At 76.4% G+C, this 19,006-nt stretch carries 10 protein-coding genes; 7 read left to right on the plus strand and 3 right to left on the minus strand.

The features are described from left to right. Position 1: 1 nt before the first annotated feature. Positions 2-1,990, minus strand: coding sequence for a hypothetical protein (locus tag ACIOJE_RS17435; RefSeq protein ID WP_400777057.1), 1,989 nt, complete (start codon positions 1,988-1,990; stop codon positions 2-4). A gap of 235 nt (positions 1,991-2,225) precedes the next feature. Between ACIOJE_RS17435 and ACIOJE_RS17440 the strand changes: the two genes are divergently transcribed. The 5 genes from ACIOJE_RS17440 (at position 2,226) to ACIOJE_RS17460 (ending at position 9,735) form a co-directional block, all read left to right on the plus strand. After that, on the plus strand, positions 2,226-3,578 hold the full coding sequence (locus ACIOJE_RS17440) for a hypothetical protein (protein ID WP_400777058.1): 1,353 nt from the start codon (positions 2,226-2,228) through the stop codon (positions 3,576-3,578). A gap of 62 nt (positions 3,579-3,640) precedes the next feature. Beyond that, on the plus strand, positions 3,641-6,988 hold the full coding sequence (locus ACIOJE_RS17445) for a right-handed parallel beta-helix repeat-containing protein (protein WP_400777060.1): 3,348 nt from the start codon (positions 3,641-3,643) through the stop codon (positions 6,986-6,988). Beyond that, positions 6,985-8,247: a S8 family serine peptidase gene (locus ACIOJE_RS17450; RefSeq protein WP_400777061.1), complete on the plus strand. Its 1,263-nt coding sequence runs from the start codon at positions 6,985-6,987 to the stop codon at positions 8,245-8,247. Before ACIOJE_RS17445 ends, ACIOJE_RS17450 begins: the two co-directional genes overlap by 4 nt. Positions 8,248-8,417: 170 nt before the next feature. Then, entirely contained in the window at positions 8,418-8,873 is a 456-nt protein-coding gene (locus ACIOJE_RS17455; protein WP_280683076.1) for a hypothetical protein, read from the plus strand. Positions 8,874-9,147: 274 nt separating this feature from the next. Next, positions 9,148-9,735: a sigma-70 family RNA polymerase sigma factor gene (locus tag ACIOJE_RS17460; protein ID WP_280683074.1), complete on the plus strand. Its 588-nt coding sequence runs from the start codon at positions 9,148-9,150 to the stop codon at positions 9,733-9,735. On the opposite strand, the gene ACIOJE_RS17465 is transcribed toward ACIOJE_RS17460, so the two are convergent. Continuing rightward, positions 9,675-12,605, minus strand: coding sequence for a BTAD domain-containing putative transcriptional regulator (locus ACIOJE_RS17465; RefSeq protein ID WP_400777063.1), 2,931 nt, complete (start codon positions 12,603-12,605; stop codon positions 9,675-9,677). The genes ACIOJE_RS17460 and ACIOJE_RS17465 overlap by 61 nt on opposite strands. A 376-nt stretch (positions 12,606-12,981) precedes the next feature. On the opposite strand from ACIOJE_RS17465, the gene ACIOJE_RS17470 reads away from it, so the two are divergent. Both ACIOJE_RS17470 and ACIOJE_RS17475 read left to right on the plus strand, forming a co-directional pair. Further along, entirely contained in the window at positions 12,982-15,291 is a 2,310-nt protein-coding gene (locus ACIOJE_RS17470) for a BTAD domain-containing putative transcriptional regulator (RefSeq protein WP_400777065.1), read from the plus strand. Between the two features lie 295 nt (positions 15,292-15,586). After that, a complete protein-coding gene (locus ACIOJE_RS17475) occupies positions 15,587-17,530 on the plus strand; it encodes a chitinase (protein WP_400777066.1) in 1,944 nt (647 codons plus the stop codon). Positions 17,531-17,811: 281 nt separating this feature from the next. Here ACIOJE_RS17475 and ACIOJE_RS17480 read toward each other — a convergent pair whose 3' ends face one another. Continuing rightward, positions 17,812-18,972 carry a hypothetical protein gene (locus ACIOJE_RS17480; protein ID WP_400777067.1) on the minus strand — a complete coding sequence of 387 codons (1,161 nt, stop codon included), beginning with the start codon at positions 18,970-18,972 and terminating at the stop codon, positions 17,812-17,814. Positions 18,973-19,006 lie beyond the last annotated feature (34 nt).

The following is a 19,006-nucleotide window of genomic DNA, read 5'->3' on the forward strand; positions in this document are numbered from 1 at the left end:
GTCAGCCCGCGTGCCGGCCGCGGCGGCGCTCGCGGGCCAGCCCGAGGGCCAGACCGCCGACGACCATCGTGCCGCCGGCCACCGTCAGCGCGGTGGAAAGGTCGCCGGCGCCGGTCGAGGCCAGGCTGGTACCGGGCGGCTCCGTCCCGGTGGCCGCGACGGCGGCCGCGCTACTGTGGGTCGCGGACGGCGTGGCCGTGGCCGACCCGTTGCCCGGGGCGGTGGTGGGCGCGGTCGTGGGCGCCGAGGCGCTCGCGGTCGGCTTGGCCGTCGGGCTGCCGGCCGGGGTCGTCGCCGGAGTCGTGGCCGGCGCGGTGGTCGGGGTGGTCGGGGTCGTGGTCGGGGTGGTCGTCGGCCTGGGGGCCGGGGCGGCGCCGCCGCGCTCGGCGAGCTGCTGGGCGTACAGGCTCTCGGGCTGCACCGGGGTGCCGGTCGAGACCTGCACGCCGTTCTGCTTGCCCTCGACGGGTTTGCCGACGGTGCCGAACGCCCAGTTGTGCGCGGTGGGCGGATTCTCCACGCCGTAGTAGCCGACGTTGGCGTTCCACATGACCTGGTTGGCGCCGGCCCAGCCCTGCCCGGAGCCGGCGTTCGAGCGGTTGGTCAGCGCGAGGTCGTCGTTGGGGCCCCGCGAGTGGAGCATGGTGATGTCGTCGTACAGGGTGCCGGTGGCCCACCGCTGGTGCGGGCCGGCGTCCAGCCGGAAGCCGCCGACGTTGTCCGACGTGCAGTGCGAGAAGACGTTCGGCCCGGGCACCCGCGGTCCGGTCAGCCAGGCGTGCACGTTGCTGCCGGACACCTTGCAGTTGACGACCAGGCTCTGCTGACCGTCGATGCTGTACGCGCCGGGCTGGGCGAACGGCGCACGCTGCGGGATGGCCTTCTCCATGCCGGTGGCGGAGGTGTCGGTGACGGTGACCCGGGAGGCGGTGCCGCCGATCGAGCCGACGCCCGCGCCGAACCGGTCGGCGGCGATGTCGCGGGCCCAGGCGTCCTGGACGGCGGCGAAGTCCACGAAGCGGCTGGCGAAGTAGCCGTGCTCCTCGTACCCGGCGGCCGAGGTGAAGGCCGAGCCGTCGGCGCTGAAGCCCTCGACGCCGACCTGGCTGATCCGGCCCGGGAAGTCGTACGCCCACACCTTGGCGTGGGTGTACTCCTTCTCCAGGGCGTTGGTCAGCGGGATGTCCAGGGTGACCTTGTTGCCGTCGATCGCCGTGACGGTGCGCTGGAACTGCAGGCCGTCGTTGGGGGTCCAGGGCTTCGAGGCCGTGCCGCTGTCGCGGTCGGGGATGTGGTCCATGCCGATGGCCTTGATCCAGGCGTCCTCCTGGGGCCGCTGGACGACGACGTTCTGGCCGACCTTCAGCCCGGCGGCCGAGTCGAGGGTCAGCGTGGTCGCGCCCACCGGGACGTAGGCGTCGGTGACGGCGTGCTCGGCACCGCTCTTCTGCGGCCCGCCCTCGCCGGCGATCTCGACCAGCGGGCGGGGCTCGCCCGACGCCACCAGCCTGGTGCCGTTGGCGCCGCTGCCCGCGCCCCGCAGCACCACCCCGGAGGCCTTGATCCGCAGCGGCTTACCGAGCCGGTACGTGCCGGCGGTCAGCAGCACGGCCCCGCGCAGGCCGTCCGACCCCTGCGGCAGGGCGGCGACCTTGTCGAGCGCCTGCTGGACGCGGTCGCTGTCATCGCCGTTCGCGGCCGGGTCCAGGGTGACGGCGACCTTGGCGGTCGGCAGCGGCTGGGCGCCGTTGCGGTAGCCGGCGTAGCTGAAGTCGGGGATCCGGTTGCCCTGGGCGTCCTGGCCGTACACCAGGCGCCCGTTGGCGAACTTCAGCCAGTCCGTCGCGTCGGGGGCGGTCTTGCCGGGGTTCGACTGCGGGTCGGCGGCGAGGGCCGTCGGCGCTGCCCAGACGGCGCCGAGTCCGGCCAGTGCCGACACGGCGACGGCGGCTCGCAGGGCGCTGCGCCGACCGGCGCGGGGGTGGGACATGGACTCTCCTCGGTCGGGACCTGAAAAGGCTCGACAGTGAGTACGCCCCGATCCGCTCCGGTGGTTCATCGTCGACGGTGCAGCACGGCGCGGTGGCCGGGGTGCACCCGTCCGAGGATTTCGGCCGGAACGGTGAACCCTGCGCCGGTGCCCGTCCGTACAGGGTGCGGGCGGATCCGGCGGTATGCCGTCGGGCGCCCGTGGAAGCGGACAATCAAGGGACCCAGGAGCTGTGGTGGGCACGGGCCAGAACGTGAACGGCGGCGAATCGACCGGGTATCAGCTGCCGGCGGTCGCCTGGTTGATGGAGGAGGGGGACGAGGCCGGCGCGGCGGAGGCCGCCGTCGGTCCCGAGCCGGGCCCGGTGGCGCCCGCGCGGCGTACTCGGTTCCCGTCCGCTCCGGTCGGCGCCGTGGCGGAGCCCGTCGTCGCCCAGCCCGTCGCCGCCGAGGCCGCGAGGGCTCAGCGCGCGAAGCCCGAGCCCGCCGCGTCCGAGCCCGCCGCGGAGGAGCGGAGCGGCCGACTGCGCCGACTGCGCCGCCTGCCCCGTCCGGCGGTCGCGGCCGCCGCCGTGGGCGTGGTGCTGATGGGCCTGCCACTGGTCCTCGGCCGGGGCGAGGGCGGGGCCGACCCGGTCGAGGCGACCGGCGCCACCGGGATGAGCCGCGCCGACGCGCCGGCTCCGGAGCCCGAGGTGTCCGGTACGCCCGCCGAAACCCCCGCCGGGACGCCGTCGGCCGATGCCGCCCCGACCGCCGCCCCCACCGGGACTCCGACGGACCCGGCCGCCACCGGGACCCCGACCGACCAGGCTGCGGCCCCCGGCACGCCCGGCCAGCAGCCCGCCGCCCCCGCCCCGGTCGGCGGGGCGCCGCTCAGCCAGCCCGCCGGCCCGGCGCCCGTCGTCCCCGCCGGGGCGGGGACGGCAGCCCGCTCCGCCGCCGGCCGCGCGCCGCAGGCCCCGGCCCAGCCCGCCGCGCCCGCCGCCGCAGCCCAGCCCGCCGCCCCCGCCGCCCCGCCCGCCCCGGACCAGCCGCCGGCTCCCCAGCCACCGGCTCCTCAGCCGCCCGCGGTGGTCCCGCCGCCGGCCAAGCCCTCCTACGCCGGGTACGCCGGACCGGGCTGTGACGCGGCCGGCACCGGCTACTCCGAGAAGGGCCGGTCCTCCGGTTCGAAGGACTGGGTCACCCGCTCCGACGGCGGCGGGGGCTGCGGCGGCCGGTTCACCTCGGTGCCGATGTCCGGGGACCGGAGCAAGGACGACGAGAACTCGGTGGTGTGGACCTTCACCACCGGCCAGGTCTCCTCGGGCAGCTGCCGGCTGTCCGTCTACATCCCGAACAACGGCGACCTCAAGGCGGTCGGCGGCGCCCCCGCCTACTACACCGTGCAGAACGACGGCGGCGGCACCCTCGGCTCGTTCTCGATCAACCAGCCGCAGAACCTCGGGCAGTGGGTGAGCGCCGGCACCTACCCCGTGAGCGGCAGCCGGATCGCGGTCGTGCTCCACACCCGCGGCATCGACTGGGGCGGCACCGCCGGTGCCCACCTGGCCGCCTCGACCGTGAAGGCCGACTGCACCGGATGACCCGCCCCCCGCGGCGGACCGGGACCGAGTGACACGCAAGCAGAACGAAGGGAACACGAGCCATGTCGCGCCACGTGCTGACGGTGTGCCAGGAAGAGAAGGCCGGCGGCACCTACCGCACCATCGGCGAGGCCCTGGAGGCGGCCCGCAGCGGGGCGGTGATCTCCGTCCGCCCCGGGCGGTACGAGGAGAACCTGGTGATCACCAAGATGGTGACCATCGCCGCCGAGGACGCCCGTGGCACCGTACAGATCACCCCGCGGCGCGGCTGCGTGGTCCAGGTGGTCGCCGAGGCCGTCCAGCTCACCGGCCTGGTCCTGCACGGCCAGGACGACGAACTGCCCGCCGTGGACGTCCCCCGCGGCCAGGCCGCCCTCCAGGACTGCGAGGTGGTCGGCAACTCCTGGACGGCCGTGCTGACCCGGCAGCAGGGGGCGCTGGCGATGCGCGGCTGCCGCGTCGTCAACTCCGCGGGCGCGGGCATCGTGGAGACGTCCACCGGGGCCAGCGTCATCGAGGACTGCGTCATCGAGCACCTCGGCACCTCCGCGCTGGTGATCGGCGAGAGCGCCAACCCCGTCGTCCGCAACTGCGTCATGCGCGACGCCCGGGGCAACGGGGTGTGCGCCAACGGCGAGGCCCGGGGCACCATCGAGGGCTGTGAGATCTCCACCACCGACAAGCCCGCGATCGCCCTGGAGGAACACAGCACCACCCGGGTGCTGCGCACCACCGTCCGTGACGCGCCCGTCGGGGTCTACGTCAGCTCCGCCTCCCGGGTGCTGCTGGAGGACTGCACGTTCACCGCCACCGCCGGCCACGGCATCGTGCTGGGCGGCGGCACCGACCCGCTGCTGCGCCGCTGCCGTACCGTGCGCACCCGCGGCCACGGCATCCACGTCATCGCACGCTCACGCGGCACCTTCGAGGAGTGCGAGGTCAGCGGCGCGGAGACGGTCGGCGTGCACGTGGCCGACTTCGCCGGTCCGGTCATGACCAGGCTGGTCGTACGCGACTGCGGTGACACCGGGGTCGAGCTCACCGGGGAGACCACCGCCGAGCTGGACCGGCTGGAGGTCCGCGACGTCGGCGGCGCCGGGGTGCGGATCAGCGAGGGCGCCAACCCGCTGCTGCGCCGGGCCACCGTCACCGACGCGCGGGGCAACGGCGTGGAGGCCGTCCGGGACGGCCGCGGGCGGCTGGAGAACTCCGAGGTCCTGGCCGCGGGCCTGGCCGGCGTCCTGATCGCGGACGGCGCCAACACCTTCGTCGGGGGCACCACCGTGCGGGACGCCCGGGGCCCGGGCGTCCACGTCGGTCAGAGCGGGGTGGCCGTGCTGCGGGACTGCGAGGTGGTCGACTCGGCCTCGGACGGCCTGGCCGTCGACGACGGCGGCGACCTGACCTGCACCGGTGTGCGGACGCGCGGCAACCGCCGGCACGGGGCCCGGATCGGGGCCGGCGCACGCGCCGCCCTGACCCGGCTGGAGGCGCTGGACAACACCGGTGACGGGATCCGTGTCGACTCGTCCGAGGCGGTCCGGGTCACCGGGTGCACGGTCACCGGAAACCAGGGCTCCGGCCTGCGCCAGACCGTCCCCAGTACCCGGCTCTCGGTGGAGAACCTGCAGAGCCGGGAGAATCGCAACCCCGACGCGCACGGCTCGGCGAGCGCCGACGCCGCACCCCGGGCGGCGGGGGCCGTCGCACCGCAGCCGGGCGAGGCCGCCGACCCCGCCGCGCCGGTCGAGTCCGCGGCGCAGGGGCCGCTGGAGGTGCTGGAATCGCTGGTCGGCCTTGCCGCCGTCAAGGAGCAGGTCGCCACCCTGGTCAACCTCAACAAGCTGGCCCGGCGCCGCGAACTGGCCGGCATGCCCGCCCTGCCGATGAGCCGGCACCTGATCTTCGCCGGTCCGCCCGGCACCGGCAAGACCACCGTCGCCCGGCTCTACGGCAGCATCCTGGCCGAGCTGGGTGTGCTGCGCAGCGGCCACCTGACCGAGGTGGCCCGGGCCGACCTGGTCGCCTCGATCATCGGCGGCACCGCCATCAAGACCACCGAGGTGTTCCAGTCGGCGCTCGGCGGGGTGCTCTTCATCGACGAGGCCTACACCCTGTCCGCCGGCTCCGGGGGCAACGGCCCGGACTTCGGCCGGGAGGCGATCGACACCCTGGTCAAGCTGATGGAGGACCACCGCGACGACATCGTGGTGATCGTGGCCGGCTACTCCGGCGAGATGACCGACTTCCTGGCCAGCAACCCCGGCCTGGCCTCGCGGTTCAGCCGGACGGTGGAGTTCGCCAACTACGCGGTGGACGAGCTGGTCACCATCGTCGAGCGGGCGGCCGTCGGCCACGGCTACGAGCTCGCCGACGGCACCCCGGAGGCGCTGACCGCGCTGTTCGACCGGATGCCCAAGGGTGCCGACTTCGGCAACGGCCGCGCCGCCCGCAAGGTCTTCGAGGAGATGGTGGACCGTCAGGCCACCAGACTGGCCCGGCTGCCGGAGATCACCGACGCCGACCTCGCGGTGCTGGTCGCCGAGGACACCGGGCAGGAGGCCGCCGGGCCGCGCCAGGCCACGGACAGCACCGCCATCCTGGAGGAACTGCGCGCGATGGTCGGCCTGCCGGCCGCCAAGGAGCAGGTCGAGGACCTGGTCAACCTGATCCGCCAGGTGCGCCGCCGCGAGGAGGCCGGGCTGCCGACCGCCGCCATCAGCCACCACCTGGTCTTCGCCGGTCCGCCCGGCACCGGCAAGACCACCGTCGCCCGGCTGTACGGGCGGCTGCTGGCCGAGCTGGGCGTGCTGCCCGGCGGGCAGCTGGTCGAGACCGCCCGGGCCGACCTGGTCGGCCGCTACGTCGGCCACACCGCGCAGCTCACCAAGGAGGCCTTCGACCGGGCCCGGGGCGGGGTGCTCTTCATCGACGAGGCCTACACCCTCACGCCGCGCGGCGGGGCCGGCAACGACTTCGGCCAGGAGGCCGTCGACACCCTGATGAAGCTGATGGAGGACCACCGCGACGAGGTCGTGGTGATCGTGGCCGGCTACGAGGACGAGATGCGCGGCTTCCTCGCCTCCAACCCGGGCCTGGCCTCGCGCTTCTCCCGGCAGATCGAGTTCGGGCACTACACGGACGAGGAACTGGTCACCATCGTCGGCCTGCACGCCGAGAAGGCCGGCTACGTCCTGACCCCGGAGACCGTCGAGGCGCTCGGCGGGGCCTTCGCCACGATGCCCCGCGACCGCACCTTCGGCAACGGCCGCACCGCCCGGCAGACCCTGGAGGGCATGATCACCCGTCAGGCGGGCCGCCTGAGCCGACTCGACGTCTCCGACCTGGCCGAGCTCAGCCTGCTGCTGCCGCAGGACATCACCCCGCAGCGGTCGGGCAGCCCGGTATGACCGGGGGGCGTTGGGTGGGCGTCGCGCTCGCCGGCGCGCTGCTGGCCCCGGCGGCCGTCGCTGCTCCGGTTGCTCCGGCCGCCCCGGCCGCCCCGGCCGCCCCGGCAGCTCCGGCCGCCCCGGCTGCCGCAGCGGTGCCGTCGGCGCCGGCCGCCTCGGCCACTGCGGAGCCCCCGCCGTCGCTCGCGCAGACCCGGCAGGACGTGCAGAAGAACGGCTGCCTGAAGCCTTCCGAGCGCCCGGCCGACACGGCGGGTTGGGCCCAGGCCGCGCTGCGCCCCGAGGACGCCTGGCCGCTGAGCCGGGGCGCCGGCGTCTCGGTCGCGGTGGTCGGCTCCGGGGTGGACGCGGCGCTGCCATCCCTGGCGGGGCGGCTGCAACTCGGGCCGCGGGTCTACGGCACGGGCGACGCGGGCCGGGACTGCGTCGGGTACGGCACCTTCACGGCCGCCCTGGTGGCCGGCCGCCGCACCGGCGACGGCGGCCCCGCCGGCCTCGCCCCCGAGGCCCGCGTCCTGGCGGTCGCGGTCACCGACGACGCCGGGGCCACCACCCCCGACCTGCTGGGCAGCGGGATCCGCGCGGCCGTCGACAGGGGCGCCCGGGTGATCGCGGTCGTGGTGCCCGTCCCCGGGCCGAGCGACGCCCTCAGTGACGCGGTGAAGTACGCGGCGGCGCACGGCGCCCTGATCCTCGCCCCGGCGGCCCCGGACGGCCGCAGCAGCAGCTCGCCGGTGTTCCCCGCCTCCTATCCGGGAGTGCTCGCGGTGGCCTCCACCGGGCCGAACGGTCCGGCCGGAGCCGGCCTCGAAGGACGGGTGGACCTGGCCGCCCCCGGCGAGGGCGTGACCGGCACCGGGCCCGGCGGCGGCCTGTTCACCGCCTCCGGACCGGGCTGCGCGACGGCCTACGCGGCCGGTGCGGCGGCCCTGGTGCTCGCGCTGCGGCCCGAGCTGACACCGGAGCAGCTGACCCGGCGCCTGGAGACGACCGCGTACCACCCCGGCACCCGGCTGCCGGACGCCGCGGTGGGGTTCGGCGTCCTCGACCCGGTCGCCGCCGTCACCGCCTCCTGGCCCGCCGCGGCCCCGGCGGCGGCCCCCGGCGCCCCGGTCCGGGTCGACCCGGGGCCGGACCGCTCGAAGGCCTGGCGGGCCCTCGCGGTGGCAGGCGGCAGCGCCGGCGTGATCCTGCTGGTGGGCTTCGGCGGCCTGACCGCACGGCTCGGCCGCCGCCGGGCGGGACGCGCCGCCGACTGACGGCCCGACGCGGGGCAGGCCGCGCGCACCGCGCCGTACCGACGACCGATGCACCGACGCCACGGTGAACACAACCCACCACGTTTTCCGTTCAACTACATAACGGTGCCGAGGCACAACAGGCGAGCGGCCCGCGTCCAGGGCTGGGCAGATGGGTGAGGTGGACTCCGATGGCGACCACGGAGGTGTACCGCGACGGCGACAGACCGGCGGTCTTGACGGACGCTCGGGACGGGAACGGGCCGGGAGACGAGGCGACGGCGCGTCGGCTGATCGCCGACTGGCTGACCGGTGACGCCGAACCGCCGGCCACCCCGTCCACCGGCCCGGCGAGGCCCGCCAAGGCGCTCCCGGCCGGTTGGAGCGTGCCCCCGGCCGCCGCCCGGGAGGTCGTCAGCACGGCCCGGAGGATGGCCCTCCAGGGGCTGGCAGGGCGTGCCTGGCCGGCGCCCGGCCCCGACCGGCTGCGGCTGGCCCGGGTCCTGGTGGTCGACGAGCACCCCTCGGCCCCGAGCTGGACCGAGCGCGAACGCGCCGACCTGGCCGCATGGATCGCCCTCCTCGTGCGGCGCTTCGGAGAGGACGGCGTCCAGCGGCTCACCGCCGCGCTCGTGGCCCGGCGCTGAGGGCTCGTCCGGCACGGCTCCGAGCGGCCCGCCGGTGGCACCGCGCCGGCCTGTCCGGCGGGTGGTCCGGGGCCGTCCGGCGGGGCGCCCCCGCGGACCCCAACGGGCCCCAACGCGCTCCAACGGCGGCCAACGCGGAGGCCGACCGGACCGTTGGGCGGACATTGGCGGCGGCTGGGACGGTCTTTCCGTCAGGGCGAGGCACCGGGGCTCACCACGAAGACCCCCCGCGGCTGCCCGCCGATGCCGTTGTACCAGAGCGAAGGACAGAGCCGTGGCCGAGGAAGCCGCCGCTTCACCCGATGGCGCCCAGCAGCGCGCCGAACACTCCGCCCGGGGCCGCGCGACCCTGGACCAGGACACCCTGGCGGAGCTGTACCGCGTGCACGGTCCGGGCCTGCTGCGCGCCATGCTCCGGGTCACCAGCGGTGACCGGGGCAAGGCCGAGGACATCCTGCAGGAGACCTTCCTGCGGGCCTGGCAGAACCCGGCCGCCATCGAGCGCGGCATCGAGGAGAGCCGCCCCTGGCTGTTCACGGTGGCCCGCCGGATAGCCATCGACCACTTCCGGACCGCCTCCTCCCGGGCCCGGGAGGTCGCCGACGACGCGCACGAGTACTACGCCGGGACCTACGACCCCTACGACGAGGTGCTCACCGCCCGCGACCTGGCGACGGCCATGGCCGAACTCCAGCCGCACCACCGCGACGTGCTGGTGGAACTGCACCTGAAGGGCCGCTCGACGGCGGAGGCCGCGTCGACGCTCGGCGTACCGGTGGGGACGGTGAAGTCCCGCAACTTCTATGCGGTGCGGGCGCTGCGCCCGATCCTGGCGGCCCGGGGGATACCGGTCGCGGTCTGAGCGCCCTGCGTGCTCCGAGCACTCCGAGCGGTCTGAACCGCGAGCTCCCCGTCGATCGTGGCGATCCGTGCTCCGAGCTCGGCGACGCTGCCGGTGTCGCCGAGCTCCTCGTGGAGCCGGAGCGCCGTGCGCAGCCGCGCCGAGGCCGCGGCCGGCCGGTCGGTGCTCAGCAGGAAGTCGGCGTAGCGCTGCTGGACGGCCGCTTCGAGGTGGCGCGCCGCGCTGGCCCGGCAGCGTGCCACCGTCTCCTCCCAGGTGCGCTCCGACTCCTCGACCTGGCCGAGGAGTTGCCGTGCGTGGGCCTCGTCGGCCAGGGCGAGGAGGTGGAAGGTGGCGTGGGGGTGCGGGGCCAGCAGCCGGCGGGCCTCGCGGGCATGGCGCAGTGCCGTCGGCCCGTCGCCGCTGAGGTTCGCCAGGGTCGCCGCGTTGCTCAGCACCGTCGCGCCGGCCTGGTGCAGGCCGAGCTCGTCCAGCCGGCGCACGGTCGCGTCGGAGAGCCGTCGGGCCTCGGCCAGGTCGCCGTGGTCGGCGAGCGCCACCGCCAGCACGGCCATGGTGTAGATCTGCGCGGGGCCGTCGTGGCCGCGCGTGCGGTCGTCGGCCCGGCGGGCGAGGACCAGCGCCTCCGCCGGGCGCCGCTTGCCGCTGAGCGCCCGCGCGGTGGCGGCCTCCAGCAGGGCCGTCGCCACCGGGTCCCCGGTCCGGGTGGCCGCGGAGAGCCCGTACCGCAGGCAGTCGAGCCGGTCGGTGAGCCGCCCGGCCCCGAAGTAGAGGCAGTTGGCCAGGAAGGCCAGCTGCCAGGACCGGTCGTGCTCGCCGGCCTCGGTGCCGGCGGCCACCAGGGTACGGACGGCGGGCTCCTCGGCGCGGAACCACTCCAGCGCGGAGCGCACGTCCGGCAGGTCGGGCAGCACGGGCGGCGGGAACTCCACCGGCCGCTCGAACTCGGTGAGGTGCGGCTGGAGCAGGCCGGCGCCCGCCATGGCGGCGGCGAGGTAGTAGTCGAGCAGCCGGACCAGTGCCAGGTGCCGCCGCGCGGGCGGATCGGCGTCGAGCAACTCCCGGCCGTAGAGCCGGATCAGGTCGTGGCGGCCGTAGCGGCCCGGGGTCGTCTCGGTCAGCAGGTGGTGGGCCGTCAGCGCACCGAGTGCCCGCCGGGCCTCGCCCGGTGGTGCTTCGAGCAGCGCGGCCGCGGTCGGCACGTCGACCTCCGGCCCGGGGGGCACCGCCAGCAGGGCGACCAGCCGTACCGCGGTCGACGGCAGGCGGCGCAGCGTCAGGTTGAGTGCCGAGCGCACGCTCACGCCACCGTGGGCGTCGAGGGCGGGCAGCCGGGTGCGCTCGTCCTCGACCTCGGCGACCAGGTGGCCGACGGTCCAGGCCGGTTGGGCGGCGAGCCGGGCCGCGGCGATCCGCAGGGCGAGCGGGAGGTGGTCGCACAGCTCGGCCAGCCGGCGGGCGGCGGCCGGTTCGGCGGCGAGCCGTTCCCCGCCGAGGATCTGGGCGAGCAGGCCGAGCGCGTCGGCCTCGGGCAGCGCCTCCAGGCGGAGCAGTGCCGCCCCCTCGGAGACGACCAGGTCCTCCAGCGTGTTGCGACTGGTGACCACGGTCGCGCTGCGCGGCCCGGCGGGCAGCAACTCGGTGACGTCGGCGGCGCTGCGCACGTTGTCGAGCAGCACCAGCAGCTCGCGCTCGGCGGTGAGCGTCCGGTAGAGCGCGCCGAGGCGGGCGCGGTCCTCGGGGATCTCGGCCTCGGCGAGCCCGAGCGCCCGCAGGAAGCGTCCCAGCACCTCCGCCGGGTCGCTGGGCCGGGCCGGGTCGAAGCCCCGTAGGTCGTGGTGGAGGTGGCCGTCGCGGAAGCCGCCGGCGGCGGTGTGGGCCCAGCGCACCACGGTCGCGGTCTTGCCGGCGCCGGCCGCGCCCACCACGACGGCCAGCGCGTGGTCGGGGCGATCGGCGCCGCAGGCCTGGTCGAGCCAGCCCAACTCGGCGGCCCGGCCGACGAAGCCGGGCGTGCGGCGGGGCAGGACGCCGGTGGCGGGCCGGGCCGCGCCGACGGCCGGGTGGGGGAGGACCGACGGCCGGGCCCGCACGTCGACGGGCTCCGGCCGGGCCGGGGCACCACCGGGGTCGGCCGGGGCGCGATCGTCGGCGAGCACCGCCGCCAGGGCGGCCTGCAGCGCCGGGCCCGGGCGCACGCCGAGCTCGGCGGCGAGCCCGCTGCGCGCGCGGTGGTAGAGCCGCAGGGCCTCGGCCGGGCGCCCGGCCTGGTGCAGGCAGCGCACCAGCAGGGCGGCGGTCGGCTCCTGGAGCCATTCGGTGTGCAGGCGCCGTTCGAGCACCGGGAGGGCCGTGCCCCCCTGACCGATGTGCAGCAGCCGTTCGGTCCAGTCGTGCACGGCCTGCTCGTGGGCGCGGTCCAGCCGGTCCGCCAGGTCGCGGCGCTGCTCGGTGTCGGGCAGGTCGGCGAGCGGGGCGCCCTCCCAGAGGCGGAGGGCTTCGCCGAACAGGGCGGCGGCTGCCTCGCTGTCCGGCTCCTCGCCGGCGCGGGCGGTGAGCGCACCGAAGCGGTGGACGTCGACCGACTCGGCATCGCCGTTGAGGAGGTAGCCCGAGGAGTGGGTCGCCAGGGTGAGGGCGGTCCCGTTCAGGTGCTTGCGCAGCGCGGCGACGTGACCTTGGAGGACGGCCTTGGCCTGGGCCGGCGGCGCCTCGTCCCACAGCAGGTCGTAGAAGCGATCGACCCGCACGCAGCGGCCGAACTCCAGGGCCAGCAGGGCCAGTACGCCCCGGCGTTTGGCCCCCGGCACCGGAATGCTCCGGCCATCGGCGGCCCTGAGCTCGGTCGGCCCGAGCAGCCGGATGCGCATGTACTCCCCAGGGGTTCGGCTCCGGCGAAGGTGCCGGGCACGTATTCAATCATCCCTTACGGCCGGTGAGTCTACGCGCGTCACTTCGAGGTGGCCGCCTGCCTTCGGGATGGCGGAGGCGTCGTGTCCATGATGGCCGGATGGTGAACTCCGTACGAAGCTTGAGTGTAGAAAATTGGCGGCTGACGGTTCCAACCCGCAAGTGACACCGGCCAGTTGGGTTTCCTTACCATTCCCGGCGGGGGCTTGGACGAAGATCGAACACCTTCATATCCTCAGCCCGTCCCGTCCCGTCCTCAGACAAGCAGGAGAGAGAGTGCGCGTCCGGCTGCTGGGCCGAGTCGAAGTCCGCGGTGACCAAGGGCGCCCCGTCGTCGTGGCCGGAGCCCGTCGCCGGGCGGTGCTCGCCCTGCTCGCAAGCGAGTTGAACCGTCCCGTCCCGGTCGAGCGACTGCTCGACACGGTCTGGGACGGGGCCCCGCCCCCGACCGCACGGGCGGCCCTCCAGGGCCACGTCTCCGCCGTCCGGCGCGGACTGGGCGACGGCCTGACCCTGCTGACCCGCCCCGAGGGCTACGTCCTGGTCGGAGACCCGGACCTGGTCGACGCCAAGCGCTTCGAACGGCTGACGGCCGCCGCCGAGGAGGCCGCCGACACCGAGCACGCCGTCGCCCTGCTGCGCGAGGCCCTCGACCTGTGGGACGGACCGGCCCTGACGGACTGCGGCTCACGGACCCTCACCGAGACCACGGGCCGGAGCCTGGACACCGCGCGGAGCCTGGCCGCCGAACAACTCGCCGAGCGACTGCTGGCGGTGGGACGCGGCGCCGAGGCCATCGGCGACCTGCAGACGGCCGTCACCGCGGACCCGCTGCGGGAGTCCGCGGCGGCCCTGCTGACCCGCGGCCTCCACCAGGCCGGGCGGACCGCCGACGCCAGGCTCGCCCATGAGCGGGCCCTGGCGCGGCTCGCCGCCCACGGCCGGACCCCGGGGCGGCTGCTGTGCGAGGCCGGCGAAGCCCTGAACCCCGCCGAGGCGAGCGCCGCGACCGCTCCGGCCGGCCGCGGCGCGCTGCCGAGGATGGGCGTGGACCTGGTCGGCCGCGCGGCCGAACTGCAACTGTTGGACGACGCGACGCTGCGCGCCGAGGGCCGGCCGGTGCTGGTCACCGGGGTCGCCGGGGCCGGCAAGAGCAGCCTGGTCCTGCACTGGGCGCACGCCCACGCCGACCGCTTCCCCGACGGCCGGATCCACCTGAACCTGCGGGGCTTCGGCGAGGAGGAACCGCTCACTCCCGCGGAGGCACTCGCCGCGGTGCTCGGATGGCTCGGCGTCCCGGCCGGTGAGGTACCCGCCGACCTCGCCCGGGCCGTCGAACTCTTCCGCGCCCGCACCGAAGGCCGCCGGCTGCTGCTCGTCCTGGACGGCGCGCGCAGCGCCGAGCAGGTCGAACCGCTGCTGCCCGCCGCGCCCGAGCCGGTGGTCGTCGTCACCAGCCGCTCCCGACTGACCGACCTGGTGGTGCGCGAGGCCGCCATCCCGCTGCCCGTCGCCGGCCTGCCGGAAGCGGAAGCCGTCGAACTCCTCGCCCGGGTGGCGGGACCGGAGCGGACAGCGGCCGAGCCGGGTGCGGCCCGGCGGCTGGTGGAGCTCTGCGACCGGCTGCCGCTGGCCCTCCGGGTGACCGGCGCCCGACTCGCCTCCAGGCCCGCCTGGTCGCTGAGCGACCTCGCGGAGGAGATGTCCGATCAGCGGACCGGCCTGGCCACACTCGCCACCGGTGGCGCACTCGGCATGGCGACGGCGCTCGGCCGGAGCGTCCGGGTGCTGCCCGAGGAGGCGCGACGCCTGTTCGCGCTGTCCGGGCTGCACCCCGGCGAGACCCTCGACAGCGGGGACGCCGCGGCACTGACGGGCGCCTCGCCGGCCCGGGCCCGCGAACTGCTCGCGGAGCTGGACGCGGCGCACCTCGTGCTGGAGGCCCTGCCCGGGCTGTTCCAGGTCGACCGCCTGGCCCGCCTCTACGCCGTGGAGCTGGCTGCCGAACTGCCGTGCCCGGAACGGGTGGCCGCCACCCGGCGGCTGCTCGACCACGCGGTGCGGGCGGCGGGCGCCGCGCTGGAGAGCGTGACGGGTCCCGTCCCGGCGCACGGCGTCTCCGCCCGCGCGCTGGAGACCGCCGCGCAGGCACTGGAGCTGGCCCGCCGGCTCGTCGGCGAGCTGGTCCGTCAGGTGCCCGAGCCGACCGTTCCGGAGCGGGCCGCGGACTCCGGGCGGGCCCGGCTGGTGGACCGGCTGAGCCGGACGCTCGAAGGCGTCCGCGGCGAGACCGCGGGCGCGAGCCCGGGCGACGGTACGGAGGTTTCCGACCGTGCGGTGCCGGAGCACGGGGTGGGGGAGCGGCCCGCTCCCGGACCCGCGCTCCCGGCGGACACGGCGATCGACGGCGCCGCGCCGGACCCCCTGGACCGGCTGCTGGACGAACTGGTGCGCGGCGCACCCGTGGAGCTGCCACCGGGGCGGCCGGACGGAACCCGCCGCCGGGTCGCCGCGGACGCCCGCGCCGCTCCGCCGCCGGCTGTTCCGCCGCCCGCTGTTCCGCTGTCCGTCGTCCCACCACCCGCCGCTCCGTCGCCCGCCGGGCCCGGCGCGCCGTCCGGGCTGCAGCCGGCGGCGACCGAATGACCGGGCCGGGGCCGGTCGGGCACCCGGCAGTTGACGGCCGGCCAGGCGGGTCGCGTCGGCGGTGAACCGGGCACGGGTGTCGTTCCGTGTCCCTCGCTGAGGACCCCCTCCGTGCGGCGGTGAGCCCGAGGGCCGTGAGCCCGTCGCCGTACCCGGTGGCACCTCGAACCGGCCCCGTTCCCGCGGCCCCGGCGGGACCGGGGCCGGTGCCCCGAGTCCGCCCGCACCAGGGCGACCGGGCGCCGCGGCGGCAGGGGCGACCCCGTCCACTTCCCAGCCCAGGAGATCCTCTGCCATGTCCAAACACCGGCTCAGCCGCCGTCGGCGGATCGCCGCTGCCGCCACCGCGCTCGCGGCCGGCGGCGTCCTGATCGTCGCGCAGAACGACGCGCCGGCCGCCGCCACCGATCCGGTCGGCCTCAACGCCGTCTACGAGTACCTGGGCTGGGGCGAGTCGGGTGCCGCCCAGGACCCGGTCGAGGTGATGAAGGCGACCGGCATCCGGCAGTTCACCCTGGCCTTCCTGCTCGCCGGCCAGGGCTGCGAGCCGGCCTGGGACGGCGAGCGCGCGCTGACCGGCAGCGACGAGGAGGCGAAGATCAAGGCGATCCGCGCCGCCGGCGGCGACGTCGTGGCCTCCTTCGGCGGCTGGGACGGCGCCAAGCTCGGGGAGAAGTGCACCGACGCGACCCAACTCGCCGCCGCCTACCAGAAGGTGATCGACGCCTACCAGCTGAAGGCGATCGACATCGACATCGAGAGCACCGAGCTGACCGGCGCCGAATCCCGCCAGCGGGTGGTCGACGCGCTCAAGGCGGGCAAGGCGAAGAACCCCGGCCTGCGGGTCTACGTCACCTTCAGCACCGAGGAGAACGGTCCCGACGCCGACGGCACCGACCTCATCACCAAGGCGGCCAAGGCGGGCCTGGAGGTGGACGGCTGGGTCGTCATGCCGTTCGACTTCGACCGCCACAGCGGCTCCATGGTGGACGCCACCAAGTCCGCCCTCTCCGGGCTCCAGCAGGCCCTCGTCAAGGCCTACGGCTACGACCAGGACACCGCCTGGCGCCACGCCGGCCTGTCCTCCATCAACGGGCACAGTGACTCCCCGGACGAAGTGGTCTCCCCGGCCGATTTCCAGGCCATGCGGGACTTCGCCGCCGCCCACCACCTCGCCCGCTTCACCTTCTGGGCCGTCAACCGGGACCGCTCCTGCGCCGGGACGTTCTCCAAGGACACCGCGTCGAAGTGCGGCGGGATCCAGCAGAGCCCGTACGAGTTCACCAAGATCGTGGCCGGCTACCACGTCGACTCCAAGCCGTCGGACGGCGCCGCGCACTGCCCCGGCCCGGTCGGCAGCCCGTCGCCGGAGGTCACCGCCACCCGGACCGGCCCGACCACCAAGCCCACGGACGACGCCGAGGACACCGCCTCGCCGTCGGCCACCCCGCGGCACGACGCCGAGACGCGCACGCCGATCTCGGGCACGCCCTACTCCCCGCGGGCCAGCGCCTCGCAGAGCCGGCGCCTGGCGGCGACGGAGGCCAAGCGCGTGAAGGGCACGCCGCAGGCGGACGACTCCGATGACTCCGGCGACGACACCCCGGACCCGAAGGTCACCACCGCCCAGCCCGCCGACCCCTCCGAGAGCCCGGCGCCGGCCAAGCCGAAGAAGAAGACCCCCAAGCCCACGACCCCGCCGGCCTCGCCGACGGCGACCACGACCGGCGCGCCCGCCACCGGCACCCAGGCCCCCAGCGCGGACTGTTCCCCGACGGCCGACCCGGTGGTCACCCCGACCACCACCCCGACCACCCCGGCCGCGACCCCGAGCACCACGGCCACCTCGGCGCCGACCGGTCAGCCCAGCAGTCAGCCGACCGGCCGGCCGACCACGACGCGCCCCACCGAGCAGCCCACCCCGACCCGCCCCCCGGCCCCGGGGCCCACCACGCAGGCCCCGGCCCCGGTGGTCACCCCCACCACGACGCCCACGGCGACCGCGTCCGCCACCCCGGCGCCGACGGCGAGCCCCACCGCGACACCGACCGCCCCCGTGGCCGCCGCCGCGCCCGCGACCACGCCGCCCGGCGAGGCCCACGGCCAGCCCCTCGCCTCCACCGGGGGCGGTGGCGCCACCAGCGTGGTCGTCGCCGGGGCCGGCGCGCTGCTGCTGATCGGTGGCGCCTTCGGGATGGTCGGCACCCGCCGCCGTCGCGGTACGGAGGAGACGCAGTAACTCCTGGCCGTCGTCCGGGCACCAGGAACGCGGCCCCGTCCTGCGCGTCGCAGGGCGGGGCCGCGGCGTACGTCGGTGTGCGCCGAGGGCCGGTCACCGGGCCCCCGCGGGCATGACGCGAAGGATCCCGGGGCTCCGGCCCCGAACCTCCCGGCCGAGGCCCGGGCCCCGTTCGTCCCTGCGGTCCGAGCCGGTGGGCTCGGCACCGTCCGAGCAAGGAGAAGGGCCCCGGCCGGCCCGTGGGGAGAGGTGACGGGCCGGCCGGGGCGGGGGAGGGAGGGTCAGGGCTTGCAGGTGAGGCGGATGGGGGCGGCCGCGATGTGGGCGTGGGTGGGCTGGCCGGAGCCGGTCCAGTCCTGGCCGCGGTTGTGGAGGCGGACGACCAGCGAGCCGCCCGTCGGGCGGAAGGTGCCGGCGTCGACCCAGCCGCCGCGGTGGCCCACCTGGTCGACGGTGAACGGGCCCAGATCGGCGCCGGACGCCCCGGCCACCGTGTAGTACGCGGGTGCGCCGCCGACCTGCTGGACCGAGCCGGAGGACGGCACGTACACCGAGACGTCGCAACTCGCCGAGCCCGCGCCGACGTCGAAGGTCCACAGGGCGTAGGTGCTGTTGTCGTCCTTGTTCTTGTCGCCGGACATCGGCACCGCCTCGTAGCGCCCGTCGCAGGAGTCGCCGGCGAGGCCGCCGCTGTTGACGGTCACCCAGCCGTCCGTGCCCTGGCGGAACGCCCCGACCTCCTGGAAGTGGCCGCCCGGGCCCGAACAACCGAACCCGGCCACCGCCTGGAAGACGGGCTGCGCGGCCGGCGGAACGGGCGCCGGCTGCGCCGGTGCGGCGGGCGGTGCGACGGGCGGCGGGGCCGGTACGGCGGGCGGCGCGGTCGCAGGCGCCGCCGGGGCCGGGGCGGCCGGTGCGGCGGCGGTGGAACGGGCGGCCGTGGGCGTGGTCGTGACGTGCTCGGCCGAAGGGGAGGGCGTCGTCGACCCGGTGGCCGCAGCCGTGGCGCTGGAGGACTCCGACGGCGTGGGGCTCGCCGGGGACGGCTGGTCGGTGGGCGAGTCCGTGGCGGAGGGACGGTGCCGGCCGTGCGTCCCCAGGGGCGAACGGTCGTCGGGCGCCGCCGCGGCGGCGGGGCCACCGGAGGGGGCGTCCTGCCGCAGGAACGGCGCGAGCAGCAGGAGGACCGCGCCACAGCCCATCGCCGCCACCATGGTGATCCGCCGGGCGTCCCAGGGCCGGCGGGGGCCCGGCCCGAGCCGGCGGAGGGCCGGGAGCCGGATGCGGCCGCGCGGGAACGCCGGCCGGGCGGCGACCCGTCGGGAGGCCGCGCCTGCGGCGGCCGCGCCGAGTACGGCGGCGCGCCGGCGCGCCTGCCGCAGGGCGGCCCGCAGCCGCTCGGCGGCGCTCGGACCCGAGGGCACGACCGGTTCGGCGCTCATCCAGGGCAGTTGGAGGCCCGGGCCAGGGAGGGAA

This window comes from Kitasatospora sp. NPDC087861 (assembly GCF_044742585.1).
Taxonomy (GTDB): domain Bacteria; phylum Actinomycetota; class Actinomycetes; order Streptomycetales; family Streptomycetaceae; genus Kitasatospora.